The sequence below is a fragment of the Lachnoclostridium sp. An196 genome (genome assembly GCF_002160135.1).
Classification (GTDB): Bacteria; Bacillota; Clostridia; order Lachnospirales; family Lachnospiraceae; genus Hominiventricola; species Hominiventricola avistercoris.
Genome location: NZ_NFJZ01000003.1, coordinates 149,267 through 173,287 on the forward strand (window position 1 = coordinate 149,267; position 24,021 = coordinate 173,287).

General features: G+C 50.1%; 32 protein-coding genes and 1 pseudogene. 30 read left to right on the forward strand and 3 right to left on the reverse strand.

Features of this window, described 5'->3' with window-relative positions:
* Nucleotides 1–4: 4 nt before the first annotated feature.
* The 4 genes from B5F29_RS05165 to malQ all read left to right on the forward strand — a co-directional run bounded on the left by B5F29_RS05165 (nucleotide 5) and on the right by malQ (nucleotide 5,860).
* A complete protein-coding gene (locus B5F29_RS05165; RefSeq protein WP_087153609.1) occupies nucleotides 5–1,459 on the forward strand; it encodes a GH25 family lysozyme in 1,455 nt (484 codons plus the stop codon).
* Between the two features lie 95 nt (nucleotides 1,460–1,554).
* The gene (locus tag B5F29_RS05170; protein WP_087153610.1) at nucleotides 1,555–1,932 is read left to right on the forward strand and encodes a BlaI/MecI/CopY family transcriptional regulator; all 378 of its coding nucleotides are present in this window, start codon (nucleotides 1,555–1,557) and stop codon (nucleotides 1,930–1,932) included.
* Nucleotides 1,929–4,265: a M56 family metallopeptidase gene (locus B5F29_RS05175; RefSeq protein WP_087153611.1), complete on the forward strand. Its 2,337-nt coding sequence runs from the start codon at nucleotides 1,929–1,931 to the stop codon at nucleotides 4,263–4,265. Before B5F29_RS05170 ends, B5F29_RS05175 begins: the two co-directional genes overlap by 4 nt.
* A gap of 104 nt (nucleotides 4,266–4,369) precedes the next feature.
* Nucleotides 4,370–5,860, forward strand: a complete 1,491-nt coding sequence (gene malQ, locus B5F29_RS05180; RefSeq protein ID WP_087153612.1) for a 4-alpha-glucanotransferase — start codon at nucleotides 4,370–4,372, stop codon at nucleotides 5,858–5,860.
* 29 nt (nucleotides 5,861–5,889) lie between these two features.
* Here the strand turns inward: malQ and B5F29_RS05185 are convergent, their stop codons facing one another.
* Nucleotides 5,890–6,609: a hypothetical protein gene (locus B5F29_RS05185; protein WP_087153613.1), complete on the reverse strand. Its 720-nt coding sequence runs from the start codon at nucleotides 6,607–6,609 to the stop codon at nucleotides 5,890–5,892.
* A 173-nt stretch (nucleotides 6,610–6,782) separates the two neighbouring features.
* Here B5F29_RS05185 and B5F29_RS05190 point away from each other — a divergent pair, with 173 nt between their 5' ends.
* Together B5F29_RS05190 and B5F29_RS05195 are read left to right on the forward strand one after the other, a co-directional pair.
* A complete protein-coding gene (locus B5F29_RS05190; RefSeq protein WP_087153614.1) occupies nucleotides 6,783–7,319 on the forward strand; it encodes a hypothetical protein in 537 nt (178 codons plus the stop codon).
* A gap of 141 nt (nucleotides 7,320–7,460) precedes the next feature.
* Nucleotides 7,461–8,405 (forward strand): ketopantoate reductase family protein, encoded by a 945-nt coding sequence (locus B5F29_RS05195; protein WP_087153615.1) that lies wholly within the window; start codon nucleotides 7,461–7,463, stop codon nucleotides 8,403–8,405.
* A gap of 87 nt (nucleotides 8,406–8,492) precedes the next feature.
* Here the strand turns inward: B5F29_RS05195 and B5F29_RS05200 are convergent.
* Together B5F29_RS05200 and B5F29_RS05205 are read right to left on the reverse strand one after the other, a co-directional pair.
* Nucleotides 8,493–9,393 (reverse strand): annotated as a pseudogene (locus B5F29_RS05200) (Rpn family recombination-promoting nuclease/putative transposase).
* Between the two features lie 293 nt (nucleotides 9,394–9,686).
* The gene (locus tag B5F29_RS05205) at nucleotides 9,687–11,282 is read right to left on the reverse strand and encodes an MBL fold metallo-hydrolase RNA specificity domain-containing protein (RefSeq protein WP_087153616.1); all 1,596 of its coding nucleotides are present in this window, start codon (nucleotides 11,280–11,282) and stop codon (nucleotides 9,687–9,689) included.
* Between the two features lie 141 nt (nucleotides 11,283–11,423).
* Here B5F29_RS05205 and B5F29_RS05210 point away from each other — a divergent pair, with 141 nt between their 5' ends.
* The 24 genes from B5F29_RS05210 to secY all read left to right on the forward strand — a co-directional run bounded on the left by B5F29_RS05210 (nucleotide 11,424) and on the right by secY (nucleotide 23,935).
* A complete protein-coding gene (locus B5F29_RS05210; RefSeq protein ID WP_087153617.1) occupies nucleotides 11,424–12,047 on the forward strand; it encodes a hypothetical protein in 624 nt (207 codons plus the stop codon).
* Between the two features lie 64 nt (nucleotides 12,048–12,111).
* Nucleotides 12,112–12,987, forward strand: coding sequence for a class I SAM-dependent methyltransferase (locus tag B5F29_RS05215; RefSeq protein WP_087153618.1), 876 nt, complete (start codon nucleotides 12,112–12,114; stop codon nucleotides 12,985–12,987).
* Between the two features lie 354 nt (nucleotides 12,988–13,341).
* Entirely contained in the window at nucleotides 13,342–13,659 is a 318-nt protein-coding gene (gene rpsJ / locus B5F29_RS05220; RefSeq protein WP_087153619.1) for a 30S ribosomal protein S10, read from the forward strand.
* A 63-nt stretch (nucleotides 13,660–13,722) separates the two neighbouring features.
* Entirely contained in the window at nucleotides 13,723–14,358 is a 636-nt protein-coding gene (gene rplC, locus B5F29_RS05225; protein ID WP_087153620.1) for a 50S ribosomal protein L3, read from the forward strand.
* A gap of 28 nt (nucleotides 14,359–14,386) precedes the next feature.
* Nucleotides 14,387–15,007 carry a 50S ribosomal protein L4 gene (gene rplD, locus B5F29_RS05230; protein WP_087153621.1) on the forward strand — a complete coding sequence of 207 codons (621 nt, stop codon included), beginning with the start codon at nucleotides 14,387–14,389 and terminating at the stop codon, nucleotides 15,005–15,007.
* On the forward strand, nucleotides 15,007–15,306 hold the full coding sequence (gene rplW, locus B5F29_RS05235; protein WP_087153622.1) for a 50S ribosomal protein L23: 300 nt from the start codon (nucleotides 15,007–15,009) through the stop codon (nucleotides 15,304–15,306). Before rplD ends, rplW begins: the two co-directional genes overlap by 1 nt.
* 67 nt (nucleotides 15,307–15,373) lie before the next feature.
* Nucleotides 15,374–16,216, forward strand: coding sequence for a 50S ribosomal protein L2 (gene rplB, locus B5F29_RS05240; RefSeq protein ID WP_087153623.1), 843 nt, complete (start codon nucleotides 15,374–15,376; stop codon nucleotides 16,214–16,216).
* 19 nt (nucleotides 16,217–16,235) lie between these two features.
* Nucleotides 16,236–16,514 (forward strand): 30S ribosomal protein S19, encoded by a 279-nt coding sequence (gene rpsS, locus B5F29_RS05245; RefSeq protein ID WP_087153624.1) that lies wholly within the window; start codon nucleotides 16,236–16,238, stop codon nucleotides 16,512–16,514.
* Between the two features lie 30 nt (nucleotides 16,515–16,544).
* Nucleotides 16,545–16,934, forward strand: a complete 390-nt coding sequence (gene rplV, locus B5F29_RS05250; RefSeq protein ID WP_087153625.1) for a 50S ribosomal protein L22 — start codon at nucleotides 16,545–16,547, stop codon at nucleotides 16,932–16,934.
* An 11-nt stretch (nucleotides 16,935–16,945) separates the two neighbouring features.
* Nucleotides 16,946–17,602: a 30S ribosomal protein S3 gene (gene rpsC, locus B5F29_RS05255; protein WP_087153626.1), complete on the forward strand. Its 657-nt coding sequence runs from the start codon at nucleotides 16,946–16,948 to the stop codon at nucleotides 17,600–17,602.
* Nucleotides 17,602–18,042, forward strand: coding sequence for a 50S ribosomal protein L16 (gene rplP / locus B5F29_RS05260; protein ID WP_087153627.1), 441 nt, complete (start codon nucleotides 17,602–17,604; stop codon nucleotides 18,040–18,042). The genes rpsC and rplP overlap by 1 nt, the downstream gene beginning before the upstream one ends.
* Complete coding sequence (gene rpmC, locus B5F29_RS05265) at nucleotides 18,029–18,229, forward strand: 50S ribosomal protein L29 (RefSeq protein ID WP_087153628.1); 201 nt, start codon at nucleotides 18,029–18,031, stop codon at nucleotides 18,227–18,229. Before rplP ends, rpmC begins: the two co-directional genes overlap by 14 nt.
* A 43-nt stretch (nucleotides 18,230–18,272) precedes the next feature.
* Entirely contained in the window at nucleotides 18,273–18,527 is a 255-nt protein-coding gene (gene rpsQ / locus B5F29_RS05270; RefSeq protein ID WP_087153721.1) for a 30S ribosomal protein S17, read from the forward strand.
* Between the two features lie 12 nt (nucleotides 18,528–18,539).
* Entirely contained in the window at nucleotides 18,540–18,908 is a 369-nt protein-coding gene (gene rplN, locus B5F29_RS05275; RefSeq protein ID WP_087153629.1) for a 50S ribosomal protein L14, read from the forward strand.
* A gap of 13 nt (nucleotides 18,909–18,921) precedes the next feature.
* Nucleotides 18,922–19,233 carry a 50S ribosomal protein L24 gene (gene rplX / locus B5F29_RS05280; RefSeq protein ID WP_087153630.1) on the forward strand — a complete coding sequence of 104 codons (312 nt, stop codon included), beginning with the start codon at nucleotides 18,922–18,924 and terminating at the stop codon, nucleotides 19,231–19,233.
* A 26-nt stretch (nucleotides 19,234–19,259) separates the two neighbouring features.
* Nucleotides 19,260–19,799 (forward strand): 50S ribosomal protein L5, encoded by a 540-nt coding sequence (gene rplE / locus B5F29_RS05285; RefSeq protein ID WP_087153631.1) that lies wholly within the window; start codon nucleotides 19,260–19,262, stop codon nucleotides 19,797–19,799.
* 11 nt (nucleotides 19,800–19,810) lie between these two features.
* Nucleotides 19,811–19,996, forward strand: a complete 186-nt coding sequence (locus B5F29_RS05290; RefSeq protein WP_087153632.1) for a type Z 30S ribosomal protein S14 — start codon at nucleotides 19,811–19,813, stop codon at nucleotides 19,994–19,996.
* A 28-nt stretch (nucleotides 19,997–20,024) separates the two neighbouring features.
* Complete coding sequence (rpsH, locus tag B5F29_RS05295) at nucleotides 20,025–20,426, forward strand: 30S ribosomal protein S8 (RefSeq protein WP_087153633.1); 402 nt, start codon at nucleotides 20,025–20,027, stop codon at nucleotides 20,424–20,426.
* Between the two features lie 75 nt (nucleotides 20,427–20,501).
* Nucleotides 20,502–21,041, forward strand: a complete 540-nt coding sequence (rplF, locus tag B5F29_RS05300) for a 50S ribosomal protein L6 (RefSeq protein WP_087153634.1) — start codon at nucleotides 20,502–20,504, stop codon at nucleotides 21,039–21,041.
* A gap of 17 nt (nucleotides 21,042–21,058) precedes the next feature.
* Nucleotides 21,059–21,427 (forward strand): 50S ribosomal protein L18, encoded by a 369-nt coding sequence (gene rplR, locus B5F29_RS05305; RefSeq protein WP_087153635.1) that lies wholly within the window; start codon nucleotides 21,059–21,061, stop codon nucleotides 21,425–21,427.
* A gap of 18 nt (nucleotides 21,428–21,445) precedes the next feature.
* Nucleotides 21,446–21,955 (forward strand): 30S ribosomal protein S5, encoded by a 510-nt coding sequence (gene rpsE, locus B5F29_RS05310; RefSeq protein ID WP_087153636.1) that lies wholly within the window; start codon nucleotides 21,446–21,448, stop codon nucleotides 21,953–21,955.
* A 14-nt stretch (nucleotides 21,956–21,969) separates the two neighbouring features.
* On the forward strand, nucleotides 21,970–22,152 hold the full coding sequence (rpmD, locus tag B5F29_RS05315) for a 50S ribosomal protein L30 (protein WP_087153637.1): 183 nt from the start codon (nucleotides 21,970–21,972) through the stop codon (nucleotides 22,150–22,152).
* Nucleotides 22,153–22,178: 26 nt separating this feature from the next.
* The gene (rplO, locus tag B5F29_RS05320; protein WP_087153638.1) at nucleotides 22,179–22,619 is read left to right on the forward strand and encodes a 50S ribosomal protein L15; all 441 of its coding nucleotides are present in this window, start codon (nucleotides 22,179–22,181) and stop codon (nucleotides 22,617–22,619) included.
* The gene (gene secY / locus B5F29_RS05325; protein ID WP_087153639.1) at nucleotides 22,619–23,935 is read left to right on the forward strand and encodes a preprotein translocase subunit SecY; all 1,317 of its coding nucleotides are present in this window, start codon (nucleotides 22,619–22,621) and stop codon (nucleotides 23,933–23,935) included. Before rplO ends, secY begins: the two co-directional genes overlap by 1 nt.
* Nucleotides 23,936–24,021 lie beyond the last annotated feature (86 nt).

Here is a 24,021-nt window from a genome sequence, read left to right on the forward strand (position 1 = left end):
CCGTATGTCCGGGAAAAAGGAGAAAAGGCGGCATGAGAGAAATGTGCTGCTGGCGACCATCGGTTTGGTGTTGACGGCAGGACTTTTGATCCTGCTGGCGCTGTATCTGCTGTTTGGAGGCCGGAAAGAACAGGAACCGGTGGTATCGGCTGTGCAGGGCAGCCAGGAGGAACTGTCTCAGGAGACAGAAGAGGAGACGGAGGAAGATCCGCAGGCCTCTTACGAGCCGGAAGAGACGGGAACCCCGGTGGAGATCAGTACGGTGAAAGAAGTGGCAGGGGAGACGGACGAGACGACGACCGGTATCGACGTGTCGGAATTTCAGGGAAATATCGACTGGGACCAGGTGGCTGATACCGGTATCGACTTTGTCATGGTCCGTGTGGGGTACCGGACTGCCGGCAGCGGCGAGATCAGGGAAGACGCCTGTGCCCGGTACAATCTGCAGGAGGCGTCCGCCAGAGGCATCCATCTGGGTGCTTACTTTTTCTCCACAGCGGTAACGGAAGAAGAAGCCAGGGAAGAAGCCCGGTGGGTCTGCGAATTCCTGGCAGGATATCCGGTCACATATCCGGTGGCGTATAACTGTGAAGGGTTCCAGAGCGAGAGCAGCCGACAGTACGGGATGTCTGCAGAAGATCGGTCCGCGCTGGCGCAGGTATTTCTGGACGAAGTGGAAGCAGGGGGCTACACGGGGATGTTCTACGCGGCCCGAAATGAGCTGGAGGGCAACCTCTTGTGGGACGCGGACACGCTGGAACTGAAGTACCGGATCTGGGTAGCGCGCTACGGGGACGCTGTCTGGCCCGAGGCGGCGGAACCGGATTACAGCGGAGAATACGCCATGTGGCAGTACACCAATCAGGGAAGCGTGCCGGGTATCGATGGGGCGGTGGACCTGAATGTGGCGTACTTCGGTTATGAGGAAGCGGCGTCCGCGCAGGAAGAAGGGGCCGCCGAACATGTGGAAGCGGATCCGGAAGTGGGAGTGACCTTTGAAGAGGTAAATGAACAGGTGACGGCCAAGGACGAGGTAAACCTGCGCAGCACCATGGATCAGGGGGACGATTCCAACGTGGTGACCCGGCTCCTGAACGGAGATACCGCTACCCGCACCGGCGTGGGAAATAACGGGTGGTCGCGTCTGGAATATAACGGACAGACGCTCTACGCCGTATCCAGTTATCTGACTGCGGATCTGAGTTACACTCCTCCTGCGGAAGAACCTCAGAGCGAGTTCAAGACACAGTTTACCACGGTCAGTGAAAACGTGACGGCGAAAGAAGTGACAAACCTTAGGAACCGTCCCAGTGTGGAACCGCCGTCGGAAGTGATTGTCCAGCTTCATAACGGAGAAGTGATTACCCGTACCGGAGTGTCCGATGTGGGCTGGTCCCGGGTGGAATATAACGGACAGACGCTGTATTGTATCAGCAGCTATTTGCTGGTAGTGGAATAAAAGTCAAAAAGTACTTGCAAAAGTTGGTCGGTTATTGTAGACTCAAATCAGAACAGGTCTACAACAACCGACCTTTTGCATGGAGGTACCTAATTATGGAAGAGACAAGGATGAGCAACAGCGATTATCGTTTTATGCAGATCGTGTGGCAGCATGCGCCGGTAGGTTCGGGCGAACTGGTGAGGCTGTGCGCGGAGGAACTGGGATGGAAGAAATCCACGACTTATACGGAGATCAAACGGCTGAGCGAGAAGGGATTCCTGAAAAATGAAAACGCGGTGGTGGAGCCGCTGATCTCCATGGAAGAGGCTCAGAAGAGAGAGAGCGGCGCTTTTGTGGAACGGACATTTTCCGGATCTCTTCCGGGATTTCTGGCAGCGTTTCTGGGTGGGAAAAAACTGTCGGCAAAAGAGGCCGATGAACTGAAAAAGCTGATTGATTCCCACCGGGAACAGGAAGGAGGGGCAGAGTGAACTGGCTTGGCGATTGTTTCCTTCAGATCCTGAATATGAGCGTTACGGCAGGCTTCTGCATTGCCGTGATCCTTCTGATCCGTCTGGTGTTTTGCAGGGCGCCCAGGAAATATCTTTATGCGCTGTGGCTGATTGCCGCATTCCGTCTGATCTGCCCGGTATCGGTAGAGAGCGGGCTCAGTCTGTTTAATCTGAGTGCGGCCCCGGTGGGAACGGATTTCCAGCGACCCGGATACATGGAATATTTTTCACCGGATCAGGGACATGCGGCCGCAGGCGCCCCGGCGGCTGACGGTGTGAACGGTGCGGCCCCGGCGGGAACGGACGCCCTGGAATTGTCAGAGAACGCGGGGAATGCGGCGGATCCGGCAGGGACCGTCAGGCAGGAAAGGACTGTCTGGGAGACCCGGACGGGGCGGGCAGTCACTGTGGGAAGCCGGATCTGGCTGGCGGGTATGGCTGTATTTCTTATATATTTCTTGCGAAGCTGCGGGAAAATATACCGGGAGGTGCGTATGGCGGTCCGGACAGAGGACAATGTCTATGAATGCGACGGGATCTCATCCCCGTTTGTCTTCGGAATTCTGCGTCCCAGGATTTATGTGCCCTGCGGGATGCCCCGGGATCAGAGAGAGATGGTCGTGCTCCATGAAAAATGCCATCTGAAAAGGAAGGACCATCTGGTCAAACTTCTGTCGTTCGTGCTTCTTGGGATTTACTGGTTTCATCCCCTGGTCTGGATCGGCTGGCGCTGCATGTGCGGAGATATGGAGATGAGCTGCGATGAGCGCGTACTGGAACAGATGGGAGCAGACCGCAGGACGGAATACAGTCGGACTCTCCTGGCGCTGGGGACGGAGACAGGAGCGGGGGGAAGCCTGCCGCTGGCGTTTGGAGAAAATGATGTGGAGAAGCGGGTGCGTCATGTGCTGGCTTTTCGGAAACCCGCACTGTGGATGGGGGCGGGCGCGGCGGTGCTTTTTATCGCGGCGCTGATCTTTCTGGGGACCAACGGGACCGGCCAGAGTACCGGCAGCAGTGAGGAAGAAGAGCCGGCTTATTCGGCGGAAGCAGAGACTTTATATGAGAACCGCAATCCCTATGTGGGTGACGCATCCGCCAACGGACGGCTGATCGGCGCCATCGGGGAAGCGCTGCCGGACAGCCCGGTAAACTCGCTTGGCTTTCATACAGAACTGCAGACCAGTACGGAACCTTATGAATTTCATTTTGTTCTGGATGAGAGGCCCACGGCGGAAGAGGTGAGCCGCATGACAGACACCTCTGTGCTGATGTTGGCTTTGACGGACAATCTGGGAGAAGTACAGTGGGTATATCAGACGGGACAGGAGGCGTCTGAGGTGCTGGCTGCCTGGAATATACAGGAGGCCGGGGAATACTGCGGCGTCGAGGATATAAAAGCGTATGGAGATTCGCCGGAGGCGGTGCAGGAGCTTCTGGACATACTGGCACGGACAGGGACAGGCGAAAACAGCGGCGGGGAGACGAGAACCTCCGAAGAAAGCGGCGTTTCCGGTGACCCGCAGGAACTGTCTTCGGAGGAATTCCTTGCGTGGTACAGCAGCCTTCCCCTGGAATTGTATGAAGAAGCGGTGCCCTACGAGCAGAATCCTTATGACCCGGAACGGGATTATATGGTGATTCTGGCGCAGACGGAAGACGGGGCGGTTACAGTGTATGGGTTCAGCGGCGTGGAATATGGCCAGCGTGGGATTACAGTGGACTGGAAGATGACACCGGATGGAGACAGTAATCACACGTATTATGACTGGTGGTGGAATCAGAACTATGGACATTATGATGTATTTGAGGCTGACTATGACAGCGACGGCCGGGAGGAAATCGCTCTGGTGACCATGGACGGAACGGGAACCGGAGTGTATGTGGAACGCCTGAATGTGCTGGAAACCTGGGATACCGGGCATTTGGAAGCATTCGAGTTTGATCCTCTGTTTCAGCAGGAGGAATGGCAGCGCTATATTGACTGGAGCCTGGATCGGGAAAATCATCTGGTACAGATCATTCGCAAGGATTCCCCCGATTCTGTGCCGGTTCTTTCGCTTTCTTATGGAGACTGGACTGAAGAAGGCGGAGAAGCCGCCGGATTCAGCATTGGAGATCAGGTTCGCTTCCGGATCGGAGAAGAGATCTGGGTGGATTATGACGTGGCCGTTGTCATGGAAGGATTCGTGACTCCGCAGTATCCGGAATCGGGGAATAACAGACTGAGCTTCCGGGTGCTTTATCACGATCCGGCATCCGGCCGGGAAAAGCCGTTTGAACTGACGGATCTTCAGGCGCCGGAGCAGTAAACCGGGCGATATGAGGAAGAAGAGAAACTGTGAAAAAAGTCGGGAGACGTTGCGCGGAGTACTCGGGCATGCTACTATAAAAGCATGATCAGGAGGTATATAAGATGAGAGCAGGAGGCATATTGTGTTCGGTGGCGAGCCTTCCTTCCAAATACGGGATCGGCTGTTTTTCCAAGGAGGCGTATGCGTTTGTGGATTTCCTGGCAGAAGCGGGCCAGCGATACTGGCAGATTCTTCCGCTGGGACCTACCGGATTTGGGGATTCGCCGTATCAGTCTTTTTCCACGTTCGCGGGGAATCCGTATTTTATTGATCTGGAGACGCTGATCAAAGAAGGGGTACTGACCAAGAAGGAATGCGAAGCGTGCGATTTTGGAAAAGATCCGGAGACCGTTGATTACGGAAAGCTTTACGAAGAGCGCTATGCGCTGCTTCGCAAGGCTTATGAGCGCAGCAATGTGGGCGAGAATCATGCTTTTCATGAGTTCCAGGAGAAAGAGCGGTACTGGCTCAGGGATTATGCGATCTTCATGGCGGTGAAGAAGCGCTTCGGGGATGAGCCGTGGAATGAATGGGCGGAAGACATCCGGTTCCGTCTGCCCAATGCCATGGAGTATTATCAGAGAGAACTGTATTTTGATATTGAGTTTCATGAGTATATGCAGTATCTCTTCCAGCGGCAGTGGAAGAGTCTGAAACAGTATGCCAATGAGAAAGGGATCCAGATCATCGGTGATATTCCGATCTATGTGGCTTATGACAGCGCGGATGCCTGGTCCAATCCCGCACTGTTCCAGTTTGACAATAATCGGATGCCTACAGCGGTGGCAGGTTGTCCGCCGGATGGATTTACGGCAGCAGGTCAGCTTTGGGGAAATCCGCTCTACCTCTGGGATTATCACCGGGCGACCGGATTTGAATGGTGGATCCGCCGGATCTCCAAATGTTTCGAGTGGTATGATATGCTCCGGATCGATCACTTCCGGGGGTTCGACGAATACTACGCGGTTCCGTACGGCGACGAAGACGCTGTTCGGGGCCATTGGGAAAAAGGGCCGGGGATCGAGCTGTTCCGTACCTTGAGATGGAGACTGGGAGACCGCGCGATCATCGCGGAAGATCTGGGATATATGAAGCCCTCGGTAAAAGAGATGGTGCGGGAAAGCGGCTATCCGGGCATGAAAGTGCTGGAATTTGCTTTTGATTCACGGGATTCCAGTGACCGAAGTGAATATCTGCCCCATAATTATACACGTAATTGTGTGGTGTATACAGGCACCCATGATAATGAAACATTGGTGGGATGGCTGGAAAGTATTTCCAAGAAAGAAAGGCAGATGGTCAGGGACTACCTGGGACGGCCGGAAGAATCCGGCAAGGAACTGGCTTTTTCGCTGCTTCGTCTGGCGGCGGCCAGCGTGGCGGATCTGTGCGTAATTCCATTGCAGGATTATCTGGGGCTGGATAACCGCGCCAGAATCAACCAGCCTTCCACAATCGGGAAGAACTGGCGCTGGCGTATGAAAAAGAAGACGCTTTCAAAAGAACTGGCAGAAAAGATCCGTCATCTCATGGAATTATACGAGAGAATATAACGTTCTTTTCTGCCCTGCAGCCTGGCGGATCAGTCCGCCAGAGTCATAAAATCGCCGCTCTGCATATCAGCGGCCAGATCGTCACAGAGGATTGCAGTGCCTTCGATCGCGGACACATCTTCGATGGGTTCGGCGTCGGAGACGCTGCAATAATTTTTTCCATCAAAAGTGAGCAGTACGGTTTCTGCTTCGGCTCCGCCGCCGGAACGCTCCATGATCAGGCCGCGGCCCTGGCCGTTTGCGTCGTCTGTTACCAGGATCGGATTATTGGCCAGCGAGAAATCCTGTACGACAGCCATGTTGTCGGAGGGTTCCAGCCACAGGGCGGTGGATCCGCCGCTTCCGGAGAAGGAAGGACCTACAACAAGGGCGAGGATTTCTTCATCATCGTCGTCATCCAGATTGACATAATTGTAATAATAACGGGTTTCTTCCCATTCATCTTCCGGAAGCTCAAAATAGTCGATAATTGCTCCCTGGATGACTACGCTGGGATCGCGTTCGGAGTAAACCCGTTCTATGTGGGAAGGCAGCCACGCGCCTGTTTCCGTTTCCATGGGCGGCGCGGGTATTTTGTCAGATGTTTCGTCTGAATACAGTTCCGAATCGTCTGCTGCGGCAGGAGTTTCTGAATTCTGGGGCTGTGAGCTGTCTGTTCCTTTAAGAATGCCGGAAACAGAACCGCAGCCGGCCAGTAAGGCCATGCAAGCGCCGGTCAGGCAAATCCACTGTATTTGTTTTCTTTTCATATCGTTTGTCCTCCAATTAAATAATTTGTATGATATATTTATTAGACCCCCAAAAACACGATTTTAGTTCATCTAAATGGTTTAAGAATTTCTGAAGATTACAGATCCTGTTTTCACGCATATCATATCCCGGCATAAAGTAAAAGGAGAATGTATGGAAAAGGAAGCTGTTTATGGAATCAAACATGAATTGTTTTTGGGGATCAAACAACAGAAGAGCCGTATACATCCCGGTGAGCGGTACGATCACCCAGATGCAGAGAATGGCCGTCAATGGAAACGGATATGGCGGGTGTACCAAGATGATTACCGTGGAGGATGAAAACGGCGTCATCACGAATTTTTTCATCAATCCGAGTACTTATGTGGTGGGATATGAGACCCTGTATGAAGGATTGCCGGTAACGGTCTTTTACAATGGAAATCTGCCTGCGCCCATGATCTACCCTCCTCAGTATATGGCGGCGGTAGTCGCGGTGCAGATGGAAGGACAGATGGTGGCGGTGGGATATTTTGACCAGAACCTGCTGGCGGCGGACCAGTCGCTGCAGCTGAATCTGGACGCGAACACCGAAGTGGTGACTGCGAACAATCAGCTTTTCCTGGGGAATCCGGGCGGACATACGCTGGTGGTGCTCTATAACCAGACGACCAGGAGTATCCCCCCGCAGACGACGCCGGAAAAGATCGTCGTGCTCTGCGGCAGATAAATACAGTTGATGCAGCAGGGCCGCCGGGAGAGGTATGCTTCCGGCAGCCCTGGAAAATTTCTTGTGGGATTTTTCCCTTTTGTCTGGTAAAATATGAAAGCGTAAGATCGAATATTTAAAGGACAGGAGTGTGACTGGCTGATGGAACGAATCAATAAAGTCGCTCTTATAGGTCTGGGCGCGATCGGCTCATATTTTGCCGACCGGCTGCAGGATGAACTGGGGGACGGTCTGCGAATCATAGCGGGCGGCGAACGCGCGGACCGGCTGCGGCGGGACGGTATGGTTATCAACGGAGAGAAAAGATATTTTCACATTGTTTCGCCTGAAGAAAAGAGGGATGCCGCCGATCTGGTGATTGTCTCCACGAAGATGACCGGTTTCCGGCAGGCGTTGGAGGATATCAGAAATCAGATTGGGTCGGATACAATTATCATGACTCCGCTGAACGGCGTGGAAAGCGAGAGCGTGGCGGCAGAATATTACGCGAGGGAAAATATCCTGTATTCTTTGATGCGTGTCAGCAGTGTAAAAGATGGCAATAAGGTCACTTTTGACCCGGCGGCTTCCTTTGTGGAATTTGGCGATGCGGTCAACGAAGAAGAACATTTGTCGCCAAATGTGCTTCTGGTGAAAGATTTATTTGACCGGACGGATATCTGCTGTAAAATCCGACCGGACATGCTGCAGGCGATCTGGGAAAAGTTCGTATGCAACGTGAGTGAAAACCAGGTGGCGGCGGTACTGGATATCCCCTTCGGAGCCTGGGGCTCCTGTGAGGCGGCCAACCGGCTCAGGGTGGCGACGGCAGCTGAGGTAATCAAAATCGCGCAGAAGAAAGGAATCGTCATCGACGATCACTATGCGGAAGAACATCTGGCTCATCTGAAACGGGTGCCTGCTGCAAATAAGCCGTCCACACTGCAGGATATTCTGGCAGGGAGAAAAACGGAAAAAGATATGTTTGCCGGCACGGTTATCCGTATGGGAAAAGAACTGGGGATCCCCACGCCGTACAATGAATTCCTGTATGACGCGCTGACGGTGCTGGAAGAGAAAAATGCTGGGACAGTTGAAGGAATCTGACGGACAAGCTGACGCTTTGAAGCGCGGCCGGGAAGAACGGGCTTGAAACCCGCGCTTCCCGGCCGCTTGTTTTGTGGATGGACGGCTTTACAATACTTCCAAAAGCTCTTTTTCATCCATCTCCGGATGTGCTTCGATGGTTTCGGCCATGTGCCGGATCTTATCCTCGGACTCTTCCAGCATATCTGCGATCTCCGTGGCAGTAAAGCCTTTAGCCAGCTTTTTTCGAATCTGTTTTAAAAGAAGAATATCCATCCCTTCCTCCATTCCCTGTGTGCGTCCTTCCTCTTTTGCTTCCATTCTGTCATAATAGCGCTCTTCCCAAGCCTGCATATATTTCACCCCGATTTGTTCGCTGAGCTTGACCTTCTGAACTCTTTGGTGGATGCGCACCATCCGCTCGCTTCCTGTATGAGCGGCCGCTTCGTCAGTGGTATTTTCCAGATAATGCAGAAAGCTGATCAATTCCGGTGAGGTCTCGCTGTCATTTTTTCCTCTGGTATTAAGAAAAATTCGCGTGGCCCCATCCTGCAGTATGCAGCCGGGCTCTTCCTGACACGTTGCGCGGAAAGTGTAGACATAGCGTCCATACCCGAATAGATCAAACGGAGCAATCATAATAATGTAGGACGGATTCAGCGTGCTATAGTCCGGCACGCCAGGTTCCAGCAATGAAGTGTCAAGCATGGACTGATAATACCGGCTGCGCCTGGCGAGATCGGACTGCTGTTTCTGCTGCATTTCTGTGTTGTAGACGGCTTTTTCTTCATCCATGGAGAACACGTCCATACGGATGGATCGAACAGATGGAGAAACACGGAATTCTTTTTCTGTCTCCCCCCTGGCTCAGCAGCGGTATGTTCCGGCCAAAGATGATGGAAAGCACATCCTGCTGTGTCTGGAGATCTTCCATGACCATATCAAAAAGGAAACGGTCTGTCAGATTCAGGTCTTTCAGCGGTTTGATTGATTTGATATCATGTTTCATTTTGCTACATCAATTGTATCATAAATGGTTGGTAAATGACATAGAAACGTGAAAAAGTTAATAATTCTCTTTTCTATCACCGCCTTCTTGTATGAAATTGTAAAACTGGATTCTTCTGGCGAACCGCCCTGATTATTTTTTCAGACAAACATAGTATAGCAAATGCAAGAGAGTGTTGCAATAAAAGATGGTGTTGGGAAATGGAGGATTATGTTACAAAATGCAAAAGGGACTGCGCTCTGACAGATAAACTGTCAGGGCAGCAGTCCCTCTTTTGGACACGTTAGCTATTTTTACCGATCCCACTTATCACACAACGACTGAATCTGGCTGGTAAACTTCGCCAGATCTTTGTTTGCGCCTCCTTCGTTGTGGTAGATGACCTGCATCAGGCGTTTGCCTGCTTCCACCAGACGGGCAAAGACTTCGTTCTTGCGTTTGGTGGACGGTTTCTCCGCGGCTACCGGGATCTTCAGTCCTTCTTTGATCCAGACGCCTGCGGCCAGGTCGTACAGCGCGCCGGAGAACGGGGCGCAGGCAGGGGCGCCGTATTTTTCGGTCAGCAGAGATGCAAATTCATCACAGACTTCGTCTTCCCCGTGGACAACAAAGACCATTCTGGGAGCAGGCTGAAAAGCTCCGGCCCAGCGCAGCAGTCCGTTCTGATCGGCGTGTCCGCTGACTCCTTCCAGCTTGACGATCTCTGCTTTGACTTCGATCGTCTCGCCGAAGATCTTCACATATTCCGCACCCTCCAGCAGAGAACGTCCCAGCGTATTGTATGCCTGATATCCCACGAAGAGGACGGCGGATTCCGGCCTCCAGAGATTGTGTTTCAGATGATGCTTGACACGGCCGGCTTCGCACATGCCTGATGCGGAGATAATTACCTTCGGCGTGGGATCAAAATTGATCGCCTTGGAATCTTCGCTGGAGATGGCCAGACGCAGGTTCGGGAAACGGATCGGGTTGATGCCCTGGCGGATCAGTGCCATGGCGTCCTCGTCGAAGCAGGACTGAACATTTTTCCCGAAGATGGTGGTGGCTTCTATGGCCAGCGGGCTGTCCACATACACCGGGAAGTCAAAATTGATTAATCTTCTCTCTTTGATGTCCCGGATAAAATACAGCATCTCCTGAGTGCGGCCGACTGCGAAAGCCGGAATGACGAGGTTGCCGCCTCTGCGCAGAGTGCGGTCAATCACTCCCGCCAGCTCTGTCACGTAATCAGGGGGCGCGTTATGCGTGCGGTTGCCGTATGTGGACTCCATGATTACATAGTCCGCAGAATCCGTGGTCTTCGGATCTTTGATCAGGGGCTGGTTGATATTTCCGATATCTCCGGAGAAGACCAGTTTCCGTTCAATGTCTTCCTCTTTGATCCACAATTCAATAGAGGCCGAGCCGAGCAGATGGCCCACATCCCGGAAACGAGCCTGGACGCCGGGGAAAATTTCTATCTTCTGTTCGTAATCGCAGGGATGAAAAAGACTGATGGCGCCCAGGGCATCGTCCATGGTATACAGCGGAACATATTCTTCCGCGCCTGAGCGTTTTGCTTTGCGGTTGCGCCATTCTGCCTCGAATTCCTGAATGTGCGCGCTGTCGCGAAGCATGATGCTGCACAGGTCGTTGGTGGCAAAAGTGGCGATGATCTCGCCCCGGAAGCCATTCTTATACAGAAGCGGAAGCCGTCCGGAATGGTCGATATGCGCGTGCGTCAGGAGGACGCAGTCAATCTGGTTGACCGGAACAGGAATATCCTGATTCACATAGACATCCCTTCCCTGTTCCAGCCCGCAGTCAATTAAAATATGTCTGCCGCAGGCTTCTACATAATGACAGCTGCCGGTGACTTCGTGGTCGGCTCCTAAAAATCCCAGTTTCATGAAAGTACCCCCTGTTATTTTTATTCTGCCCCCGTTTTTCAGGAACAGTCCTCTTGTATTTAATTTTAACAATTTACAGGAAAGGATTCAATAGACAGATAATTTGTGTTGTGAGATAATAAAATCATGAGGGAGGGTGAGATGGAAATAAAGAAAAAGCGGATTTTTAAGTCCGGAGCCGTTCTGTCGGCCCTGATGGTAATTCTTTGGAATATGGTTTACAGGCCACTGCCAGATACAGATACAATGACAGCGTTGGAGGGATGGGTGGTTAATCACCAGCTTCCGGCAGAGATAGCGTCAGAGCTGCCGTATGATATTCTGTGTGATTTGAAAATACGTATGGGGAATTGCAGTTATAAAGTAGGTGAACTAAAAGACTCTTCTACAGATACACAAAAAAAGGTGGCGATTAGCATATGGTTTGAAGATAGTGAAAAAGATTTAGCTTATGTAAAAAGTTACTATGTGCAAAAAAATAAGAGTGTTTTTGCGATTCAGATGAAAAAAAGTATCGAATGTTCTTGGAACATCAAAGAATTAACACTACAGTCCTTTTCCTGTTTTGGATATATAAATCGTGGAGGAGAATACGACAAGGTTTATGAAACAGAGAGGGCGATGAGAGCAAAAATGGGAAGTTTTGAGACGGAATTTTCGGATTCGATTCTATTCAGCGGGATTCCTTTTGTGGTATTGACGTCTACTTTTGTTCCTGCCAGTCAGACGGTTGACACATTCGATTCTGTACAATATACTTATTAAACAGATCTGAAAAATATATTTTTGCGTTATACAGAAAAATATGTAGAGAAAGGCTACCGGACATATGTTCATAGCAGATAACTGGAAAGACTACGAGGTGATCGACACCTCCTGCAAAGAAAAACTGGAGCGCTGGGGAGACTATCTTCTGATCCGTCCGGATCCGCAGGTGATCTGGGATACGCCGAAGGAACATCACGGATGGAAAAAGCACAGCGGTCACTATCACAGAAGCGTCAAAGGCGGAGGCGAATGGGAATTTTTCGGACTGCCCCAGCAGTGGAGTATCGGATACCGGCTTCCGTCCGGAAAAGAGCTGACGTTTCATCTGAAGCCGTTCAGCTTTAAGCATACGGGGCTATTCCCGGAGCAGGCGGCTAACTGGGACTGGTTCTCGGAAAAGATCCGTATGGCGGGACGGCCTGTGAAAGTGCTGAATCTTTTTGCCTACACGGGAGGCGCCACACTGGCGGCTGCCGCGGCCGGAGCCAGCGTGACCCATGTGGACGCCTCAAAGGGGATGGTGACCTGGGCGAAAGAGAATGCAGTGTCTTCCGGACTGGGAGACGCGCCGATCCGCTGGCTGGTGGACGACTGCCAGAAATTTGTGGAACGGGAGATCCGGCGGGGCAATCATTATGACGCCGTTATCATGGATCCGCCGTCCTATGGACGCGGACCCAAGGGAGAGATCTGGAAGATCGAGGACGCGATCCACCCGCTGGTAAAACTCTGCGTACAGCTTCTGAGTGATCAGCCGCTTTTCTTCCTTATTAATTCATACACGACAGGACTGCAGCCGGCGGTGCTGGCATACCTGCTGGGGACAGAACTGAAGAAATTTGGCGGAAAGATCGATTCCCAGGAGGTTGGGCTCCCGGTAAGTGAAAGCGGATTGATTCTGCCGTGCGGGGCCAGCGGCCGGTGGAGCGCAGAGTGACAGAAAGTCATGGGAAAAGTGCACAAAAACAAAGAGTTATATAAAAATATTTTCTTACAAAATTATCCTCGGAATTTGCAAAAAAACCTTGCCAATTCCGAGGTTTTCCTTTATAATAGCTCATGTTGTGACATTGATAGCGATGAAGCGTGAGGTTGCCGCGCAGGGCGCGGGTTTTTCCGTGGAGCGAATGTCAAGTTAGCAAACTGGCGACAAGTCACTGTACAAATTAATGAGTCCTTTGATCAGAAAGGAAACGACGTGTGAGTATCATCGTGATACGCACGGGAGTGTGTACAGTCACCGCTTGTCGTACTGGCAGTTAAAAGTACGAATAAGGAGGCGACTTTTTTTATGGCAAGTCAAGTAATGAGAATCACAATGAAGGCATATGATCATCAGCTGATCGATGCATCCGCAAAGAAAATCATCGAAACGGTGAAGAAGACCGGCTCCAAAGTGAGCGGACCGGTGCCGCTTCCCACGAAAAAAGAAGTGGTTACGATTCTTCGTGCGGTACACAAGTACAAAGATTCCAGAGAGCAGTTCGAACAGAGAACGCACAAGAGACTGATTGACATCATTGCGCCTACGCAGAAGACGATCGACGCTCTGTCCCGTCTTGATATGCCGGCTGGCGTATATGTCGACATAAAAATGAAAAACAAATAAATCCTGCGGCTAGAATGAACGCGAGAGCGTTCCGCTGTAGAGAAAACAGGAGGAAACGAAAAAATGAAGAAAGCTATTTTAGCAACCAAGGTCGGAATGACCCAGATCTTCAACGAGGACGGAGTCCTGACTCCGGTAACCGTTCTGCAGGCTGGTCCGTGCGTGGTAACCCAGGTGAAAACCGTGGAAACCGACGGATACAATGCGGTACAGGTCGGCTTCGTTGACACCAGAGAAAAACTGGTAAACAAACCGAAAAAAGGACACTTTGACAAAGCGGGCGTTGCCTATAAGAAGTTTGTCAGAGAGCTGAAGTTAGAGAACGCTGCAGAGTATGCAGTGGCACAGGAGATCAAGGCAGACATCTTCGCCGCAGGCGACAAGATCGATGCGACCGCCATTTCCAAAGGTAAGGGATTCCAGGGCGCGATCAAGAGACTGGGTCAGCACAGAGGACCTATGGCTCACGGTTCCAAGTTCCACCGTCATCAGGGTTCCAACGGCGCCTGCTCCGATCCGAGCAAGGTGTTCAAGGGAAAAGGAATGCCCGGACACATGGGATCCAAGCAGATCACGATCCAGAATCTGGAGATCGTGAGAGTAGACGCTGAAAACAACTTACTGTTGGTAAAAGGTGCGGTACCAGGCCCGAAGAAAGCCTTAGTTACTGTTAAAGAGACCGTAAAGACCGGTAAGTAAGGTTTGAAGGGAAAGGAGGAACACAAACATGGCAAACGTAGCTGTTTATAATATGGAAGGCAAAGAAGTTGGCACGATGGAGCTGAACGACGCAGTGTTCGGCGTAGATGTAAACGAGCATCTGGTTCATATGGCAGTCGTTGCACAGCTTGCAAACAAGAGACAGGGAACCCAGAAGGCAAAGACCCGTTCTGAAGTTTCCGGCGGCGGAAGAAAACCGTGGAGACAGAAAGGAACCGGACATGCGCGTCAGGGTTCAACCAGAGCTCCGCAGTGGACCGGCGGCGGCGTAGTATTCGCTCCGACTCCGAGAGATTACACGATCCGTCTGAATAAGAAAGAAAAGAGACTGGCTCTGAAGTCCGCACTGACCAGCAGAGTACAGGAGAACAAGTTCATCGTTCTTGACGAGCTGAAGTTCGACGAGATCAAGACCAAGAAGATGCAGGCAGTTCTGGATGCTCTGAACGTATCCAAGGCGCTGGTGGTTCTGAATGACAATGATGCCAACGTGATGATGTCTGCAAGAAACATCGCAAACGTTCAGACAGCTTTGACCAACACGATCAACGTATACGACATCCTGAAATACAATACGGTCATCGTTACCAAGGCTGCTGTTGCAACCATCGAGGAGGTATATGCGTAATGGCTGATATTAAATATTATGATGTAATCCTCAAACCGATTATCACCGAGAAGAGCATGGACGCTATGAGCGAGAAAAAATATACTTTCCTGGTTCATACGGAAGCGACCAAATCTCAGATCAAAGAAGCGGTAGAGAAAATGTTCGCGGGAACGAAAGTGAAAAGCGTGAACACCATGAATTACGACGGAAAGAACAAAAGACGCGGTATGGTGGTTGGAAAGACTGCCAAGACCAAGAAAGCGATCGTTCAGCTTACCGCAGACAGCAAGGATATCGAGCTGTTTGAGGGACTGTAAAGATCAGAAACTATACGCCCCCTACGGGCGTGATGACAAAACGTAGAGTTGAAAGGAGATAAACGTAATGGGAATCAAAACTTACCGCCCATATACACCTTCCAGAAGACATATGTCCGGATATGATTTCGCTGAGATCACCAAAACGACTCCAGAGAAATCTCTGGTCACTTCTCTCAAGAAGAATGCCGGACGTAATGCCCAGGGTAAAATTACTGTGAGACACCGCGGAGGCGGATCCAGAAGAAAATACAGAATTATCGATTTCAAGAGAAGAAAAGACGGTATCCCGGCAAAAGTGCTCGGTATCGAGTACGATCCGAACAGAACCGCAAATATCGCGCTGATCTGCTATGCAGACGGTGAGAAAGCATATATCCTTGCACCGCAGGGCCTGACCGACGGCATGACCGTTATGAACGGACCGGAGGCTGAGGTACATGTAGGAAACTGCCTGCCGCTGGAGAATATCCCGGTTGGTACTATGGTGCACAATGTAGAGTTATACGCAGGCAGAGGCGGACAGCTGGTTCGTTCTGCAGGCAACGGAGCGCAGCTGATGGCAAAGGAAGGCAAATACGCTACCTTAAGAATGCCGTCTGGTGAAATGAGAATGGTACCGATTAACTGCCGCGCAACCGTAGGCGTTGTGGGCAACGGCGAGCACAACCTGATCAACATCGGTAAAGCAGGCCGTAAACGTCACATGGGTATCAGACCTACCGTCCGCGGTTCTGTTATGAACCCGAACGATCATCCGCATGGTGGTGGAGAAGGAAAGACCGGTATCGGCCGTCCGGGTCCGTGCACACCGTGGGGTAAACCGGCACTTGGCCTTAAGACCAGAAAGAAGAACAAGAAGTCCAATAAACTGATCGTAAGAAGAAGAGACGGAAGAACTATCAAATAATTAAAGGAGGTTTCACCTAATGGCTCGTTCATTAAAAAAAGGACCATTTGCAGACGCAAGCTTACTGAAGAAAGTGGACGCGATGAACGCAAGCGGACAGAAGACGGTCATCAAGACCTGGTCCCGCCGTTCCACCATCTTCCCGCAGATGGTTTCCCATACAATTGCAGTTCATGATGGAAGAAAACATGTGCCGGTATATATCACCGAGGACATGGTAGGACATAAGCTTGGAGAATTCGTTCCCACCAGAACCTACAGAGGCCATGGCAAAGACGAAAAAAAATCCAGACGATAACAGTTAAATTTTGGAAGGAGGTTACATCTAATGGCTAAAGGATCCAGAAGTCAGATCAAAAGAGAGAGAAATGCGAAAAAAGATACCAGACCATCTGCAAAATTATCTTATGCCCGCGTTTCTGTTCAGAAAGCGTGCTTCGTATTAGATGCCATCAGAGGTAAAGACGTACAGACAGCGCTCGGTATTGTTACCTACAATCCGAGATACGCTTCTACGCTGATAGAGAAATTATTAAAATCCGCGATCGCGAACGCGGAGAACAACAACGGAATGAGTGCTGACAATCTTTATGTGGCAGAATGCTATGCGGATAAAGGACCGACCATGAAGAGAATCAGACCGAGAGCACAGGGCCGCGCTTATCGTATCGAGAAGAGAATGAGCCACATCACCATCGTGCTGGATGAGAAGAAATAAGGAGGAAAGTCATGGGTCAGAAAGTCAATCCACACGGACTTAGAGTCGGTGTTATCAAAGACTGGGATTCTAAATGGTACGCTGAGGCTGATTTCGCCGACTGCTTAGTTGAAGATTATCAGATCAGAAAGTTCCTGAAGAAAAAATTATACAATGCGGGTGTTTCTAAGATTGAGATCGAAAGAACTTCCGACCGTGTAAAAATCATTATCTCCACCGCAAAACCGGGTATGATCATCGGCAAGGGCGGTTCCGAGATTGAGAAGGTAAGAGCAGAGCTGCAGAAAATGACCACAAAGAAAGTGGTAGTAGATATCAAAGAAGTGAAGAGACCGGACCGTGAGGCACAGCTGGTTGCTGAAAATATCGCACAGCAGCTGGAGAACCGTATCTCCTTCCGCCGCGCGATGAAGTCCTGCATGGGCCGCGCGATGAAATCCGGCGCAAAGGGAATCAAAGCTTCCTGCGCAGGCCGTCTGGGCGGAGCGGATATGGCTCGTACGGAGACCTACTCCGAAGGTACGATCCCGCTGCACACTCTGAGAGCAGATATTGACTATGGTTTCGCTGAGGCAGACACCACCTACGGAAAGATCGGCGTTAAGGTTTGGGTCTACAAGGGCGAGGTACTTCCCACAAAGGCAGCAAAGGAAGGGAGCGATAAATAATGTTAATGCCAAAAAGAGTAAAACGCCGTAAACAGTTCCGCGGTACGATGACTGGAAAGGCGCTTAGAGGTAATAAGATTACAAATGGTGAATACGGTATTGTCGCTACGGAGCCGTGCTGGATCAAGTCCAACCAGATCGAGGCAGCCCGTGTGGCCATGACCCGTTATATCAAACGTGGCGGTAAAGTCTGGATCAAGATTTTCCCGGACAAACCTGTAACCAACAAACCGGCTGAAACGCGTATGGGTTCCGGTAAAGGAACGCTGGAGTACTGGGTGGCCGTTGTGAAACCGGGCCGTGTAATGTTCGAGATTTCCGGAGTTCCGGAAGACGTTGCAAAAGAAGCATTGCGTCTCGCTACCCATAAGTTACCCTGCAAATGCAAGATCGTTTCTCGCGCAGACTTAGAAGGCGGTGATAACAGTGAAAACAAATAAGTATGTAGAAGATTTAAAGGCAAAATCAGCTGCAGAACTGAATACAGAATTAGTAGCTGCTAAGAAGGAACTTTTCAATCTGAGATTCCAGAACGCAACCAACCAGCTGGACAATACGGCGAGAATCAAAGAGGTTCGCAGAAATATCGCCCGGATCCAGACTGTTATCGCACAGAAGAATGCGTAAGGATGCATAGAAGGATTTCAGTTTGAGAAAGGAGATAGAAATCGTGGAAAGAAATCTGAGAAAAACACGTGTTGGAAAAGTCGTAAGCGACAAGATGGATAAGACGATCGTGGTTGCAGTAGAGAACCATGTAAAACATCCGCTTTACGGAAAAATCGTGAAGAAAACTTATAAATTGAAAGCACATGATGAGAATAACGAGTGCGGAATCGGCGATACCGTAAAAGTTATGGAGACCAGACCGCTGTCCAAAGACAAGAGATGGAGACTGGTCAGCATTATTGAGAAAGCCAGATAGGAGGATGCCGCAATGGTACAGCAGGAAACAAGACTTAAAGTTGCTGATAACACCGGTGCAAAAGAATTACTCTGCATCCGCGTTATGGGCGGCTCTACCAGAAGATATGCAAACATTGGGGACGTGATCGTTGCCAGCGTTAAAGATGCAACACCAGGCGGTGTTGTTAAAAAGGGCGATGTGGTCAAGGCGGTAGTTGTCCGCACGGTAAAGGGCGCACGCCGCAAAGACGGTTCTTATATCAAATTTGACGAGAACGCAGCCGTAATCATCAAAGAGGATAAGAACCCGAGAGGAACCCGTATCTTTGGACCGGTGGCAAGAGAGCTTCGTGAGAAACAGTTCATGAAGATCGTATCCCTTGCTCCGGAAGTATTATAGGAGGTATCGGAATATGTCTACAATCAGAATCAAAAAAGGCGACACTGTAAGAGTCATTGCCGGTACTGACAAAGGCAGCGAAGGCAAAGTCATCGCAGTGAACCATAAGAAAAACACCGTTCTTGTAGAAGGTGTGAATATGATTACGAAACACACAAAACCGTCACCGGCCAATCAGCAGGGCGGCATCATCCGTCAGGAAGGACCTATCGACGTTTCCAACGTGATGTACGTGAGCGACGGAAAAGTATCCAGAATCGGTTACAAGATGGACGGGGACAAAAAAGTCCGCGTGGCAAAAGCAACCGGTAAGGTGATCGATTAATTTGGAAGAGAGGAGGTCCAGGAAAGTTGAGTAGACTCAGTGAACAGTACAAAAATGAGATCGTAGACGCTATGATCAAAAAATTTGGCTATAAAAACGTCATGGAAGTGCCGAAGCTTGACAAAGTCGTCATCAATATGGGTGTCGGCGAGGCTAAGGAAAACGCGAAAGTATTGGATTCTGCCGTAAAGGATCTGGAGACCATCTCCGGACAGAAGCCGGTGCTGACCAGAGCTAAAAATTCCGTGGCAAACTTCAAGATCCGTGAAGGCATGGCGATCGGATGCAAGGTTACCCTGCGCGGCGAGAAAATGTATGAATTTGTTGACCGTCTGGTAAACCTGGCACTGCCGCGTGTCCGCGACTTCAGAGGCGTAAATCCGAACGCGTTCGACGGAAGAGGAAATTACGCGCTTGGTATTAAAGAACAGTTGATTTTCCCGGAAATTGAATACGACAAGATCGATAAAGTAAGAGGTATGGATATCATCTTCGTGACCACCGCGAAGACCGATGAGGAAGCCCGTTATCTGTTAAGTCTGTTCAATATGCCATTCGCAAGATAGGAGGGAATTTCATGGCTAAGACATCGATGAAAATCAAACAGCAGCGCAAACAGAAATTCTCTACCAGAGAATATAACCGCTGCAGAATCTGCGGACGTCCGCATGCTTACCTGAGAAAATACGGCATCTGCAGAATTTGCTTCCGTGAACTGGCCTACGCAGGACAGATCCCGGGTGTGAAGAAAGCAAGCTGGTAAGCCGAGAAAACAGGAAAGGAGTCTAGATATGACAACGAACGATCCGATTGCAGATATGCTTACAAGAATCCGTAACGCGAACACTGCTAAACACGATACTGTGGATGTCCCCGCTTCCAAAATGAAGCTGGCGATCGCCGACATCCTGGTAGATGAAGGATATATCGCAAAATATGACCTGGTGGACAATGGAAATTTCAAAGATATCCATATCACCCTGAAATACGGCAAGGACAAGAATGACAGAGTCATTTCCGGCCTGAAGAGAATTTCCAAACCGGGTCTGAGAATTTACGCAGGAAAAGAAAATATGCCGAAAGTGCTCGGCGGACTGGGCATCGCTATTGTTTCCACAAACAAGGGCGTGATGACCGACAAAAAAGCGAGAGAGCTGAACGTAGGCGGAGAAGTTTTGGCCTTTGTTTGGTAACTTGATCCGCAGAACTGAAAACAGAAGAGGCGCACAAGCCTCTTCCGAAAATCTAAGTAAGGAGGATTACAGATTATGTCCCGTATCGGAAGATTACCGGTAGCTATCCCGGAAGGAGTAACCGTGACAGTTGCCGAGGGAAATAAAGTGACCGTAAAAGGTCCGAAAGGAACGCTTGAGAGAGTGCTTCCCGCTGAAATGACGATCAAGGTAGAAGACGGCCATGTGGTTGTCACGAGACCGAATGACTTGAAGAAAATGAAATCTTTACACGGTTTGACGAGAACCCTGATTTCCAACATGGTGACAGGCGTTCATACCGGATTTGAGAAAGTGCTTGAGGTAAACGGTGTTGGATACCGCTGCTCCAAGTCCGGCAAGAAACTGACTCTGAACCTTGGATATTCTCATCCGGTGGAGATGATGGATCCGGAGGGTCTGGAAGCAGTTGTGGACGGCAACAAGATCACTGTCAAGGGTATCGACAAAGAAAAGGTCGGACAGTACGCAGCTGAGATCCGCGATAAGAGAAGACCGGAGCCGTATAAGGGCAAAGGTATCAAGTATGAGACCGAGGTTATCAGACGTAAAGTTGGTAAGACCGGTAAGAAATAAGTAAGGAGAGTGTAAAGATGGTTAGTAAGAAATCAAGAGCCGAAGTTCGCGCCAAAAAGCATTACAGATTACGCAATCACATCAGCGGAACCGCTGAGAAACCGCGTCTGGCAGTGTTCAGAAGCAATAATCATATGTATGCTCAGATCATCGACGATACGGTAGGGAACACTCTGGTATCCGCTTCCACTCTTCAGAAAGAAGTGAAGGCTGAGCTGGAGAAGACCAACAACGTGGATGCTGCAGCATATCTCGGCAAAGTGATCGCCGAGAGAGCACTGGAAAAAGGAATCAAGACCGTGGTATTTGACCGCGGAGGATTCATTTACCAGGGCAAGATCGCAGCGCTTGCAGAAGCAGCGCGTGAAGCAGGTCTGGAATTTTAGAGGAGGAGGAAAAAAGACATGAGACATGAGATCATTGATGCGAATCAGTTAGAACTGACAGATAGAGTAGTATCAATCAAGCGTGTTAGCAAGACCGTCAAAGGCGGCCGCAGCATGCGTTTCACAGCTCTGGTAGTCGTTGGTGACGGAAACGGTCACGTCGGCGCTGGTCTTGGAAAAGCCACTGAAATTCCGGAAGCAATCCGCAAAGGAAAAGAAGACGCTGTGAAGAAACTGGTAACCGTTGCGCTGGATGAAAACAAAAGTATTCCGCACGACAATTTCGGAAAGTTCGGAAGCTCTTCCGTACTTCTGAAAAGAGCTCCGGAAGGTACCGGTATCATCGCCGGCGGTCCGGCCCGTGCCGTGGTAGAGCTGGCAGGTATCAAGAATATCCGTACCAAGTCTCTGGGTTCCAACAACAAACAGAACGTGGTACTGGCAACGATTGAAGGCCTGGCGGGACTGTCTTCTCCGGAGGAAGTCGCAAGAAAGCGCGGCAAGTCCGTAGACGAGATCATGGCTTAAGGAGGAGAATGAACATGGCAGAGAAATTAAAAATCACATTAGTAAAATCTCCTATCGGTGCAATTCCGAAACAGAGAGCGACCGTAGAGGCGCTCGGACTGAGAAAGCTGAATAAAACGGTCGAGATGCCGGACAATGAAGCAGTACGCGGAATGATCTGGCATGTAAGACATCTGGTAAAAGTAGAAGAAATTTAATTTTGGATATGTAAGGAGGTGCCACTATGGATTTATCGAATTTAAGGTACGCCGAAGGCTCCAAACACAGCGGCGACTTCAGAAGAGGCCGCGGACATGGTTCAGGAAACGGCAAGACCGCAGGTAAAGGTCATAAAGGACAGAAAGCCCGTTCCGGAGCTCCGAGACCGGGATTTGAAGGCGGTCAGATGCCATTATACAGACGGCTTCCGAAGAGAGGCTTCACCAACCGCAACAGCAGAGAGATCGTTGGAATCAACGTAGACGCGCTGGAGAGATTTGAGAACGACAGCGTAGTTTCTGTAGAGACTCTGATTGCGGAAGGTATCGTGAAGAACCCGAAAGACGGTGTTAAAATTCTTGGAAACGGAGAATTAACCAAGAAACTGACCGTGCAGGCGAATGCATTTTCTGCCGGTGCGGTAGCGAAGATTGAAGCTCTTGGTGGAAAAGCCGAGGTGATCTAATGTTAAAAACATTACGGAACGCGCTTAAAATTGAGGACATCAGGAAAAAACTGATTTTCACATTTTTAATGCTTGTAGTTGTGCGCTTCGGCTCTCAGCTTCCGATTCCGGGTGTGAATAGAGATTATTTTGCCAACTGGTTTGCAGCCCAGACCGGTGACGCATTTAACTTTTTTGATGCGTTCACCGGCGGGTCATTTACCAGTTTGTCTGTATTTGCGCTTGGTATTACGCCGTACATTACATCTTCCATTATTATGCAGCTTCTGACGATCGCTATTCCAAAACTGGAAGAGATGCAGAAAGAAGGCGAGGATGGAAGAAAGAAGATCCAGACAATTTCCCGTTATCTGACGGTAGGACTGGCTCTGGTTCAGAGTATCGCTATGACGATCGGTTTCGGCGGACGCGGACTTCTGGAAGAAGTAACGGTTCCCAATATGATTGTCGTAGTGGCTGCTATGACGGCAGGAAGTGCATTCCTCATGTGGGTCGGTGAGCAGATTACAGAAAACGGAGTCGGAAACGGTATTTCTATCGTACTTCTGATTAATATCGTATCCACGATCCCGGACGACTTTGTAAATCTGTACAGACAGTTTATTCAGGGGCAGACAATCCTGAACGGAGTCCTGGCGGCTGTGATTATTCTGGCAGTCATCCTGCTCACAGTGATCTTTGTCATTGTTCTTCAGGGCGGCGAACGCCGTATTCCGGTACAATATGCAAAGAAAGTACAGGGCCGGAAGATGGTGGGCGGACAGTCTACCAATATTCCTTTGAAAGTCAATACATCCGGTGTGATCCCTGTGATCTTCGCTTCATCTTTGATGAGCTTTCCAGGCGTGATCGCGGCTTTGGCAGGATATACGGGCGGCGACAGCATCGGCGCGCATATTCTGACCGGACTGAGTCAGTCCAGCTGGTGTAACCCGGATCAGCCGATTTATTCCCTCGGATTACTGCTGTATATTATATTGGTTGTATTTTTTGCATATTTCTATACATCCATTACGTTTAACCCGATTGAGATTTCGAATAATATGAAGCGCCAGGGCGGATTCATCCCTGGTATCCGGCCGGGCAAGCCGACGACGGAATATCTCAGCAAGATTTTAAATTATATTGTATTTGTCGGTGCAGTGGGACTGATCATTGTATGTATCATCCCGATCTTTTTCAGCGGCATGTTTGGAGCAAACGTCTCTTTTGGAGGAACATCCATTATCATTATCGTGGGTGTAATCCTGGAAACGCTGAAGCAGATTGAATCCCAGATGCTCGTGCGCTATTACAAGGGCTTCCTGAACGACTGATACAGCGAGACATAAGCCTGTACGGAATACCATGCGGTGGTTCCGCACAGGCTTTTCGAATAGGATGGAAAAAACTGGTTACACTG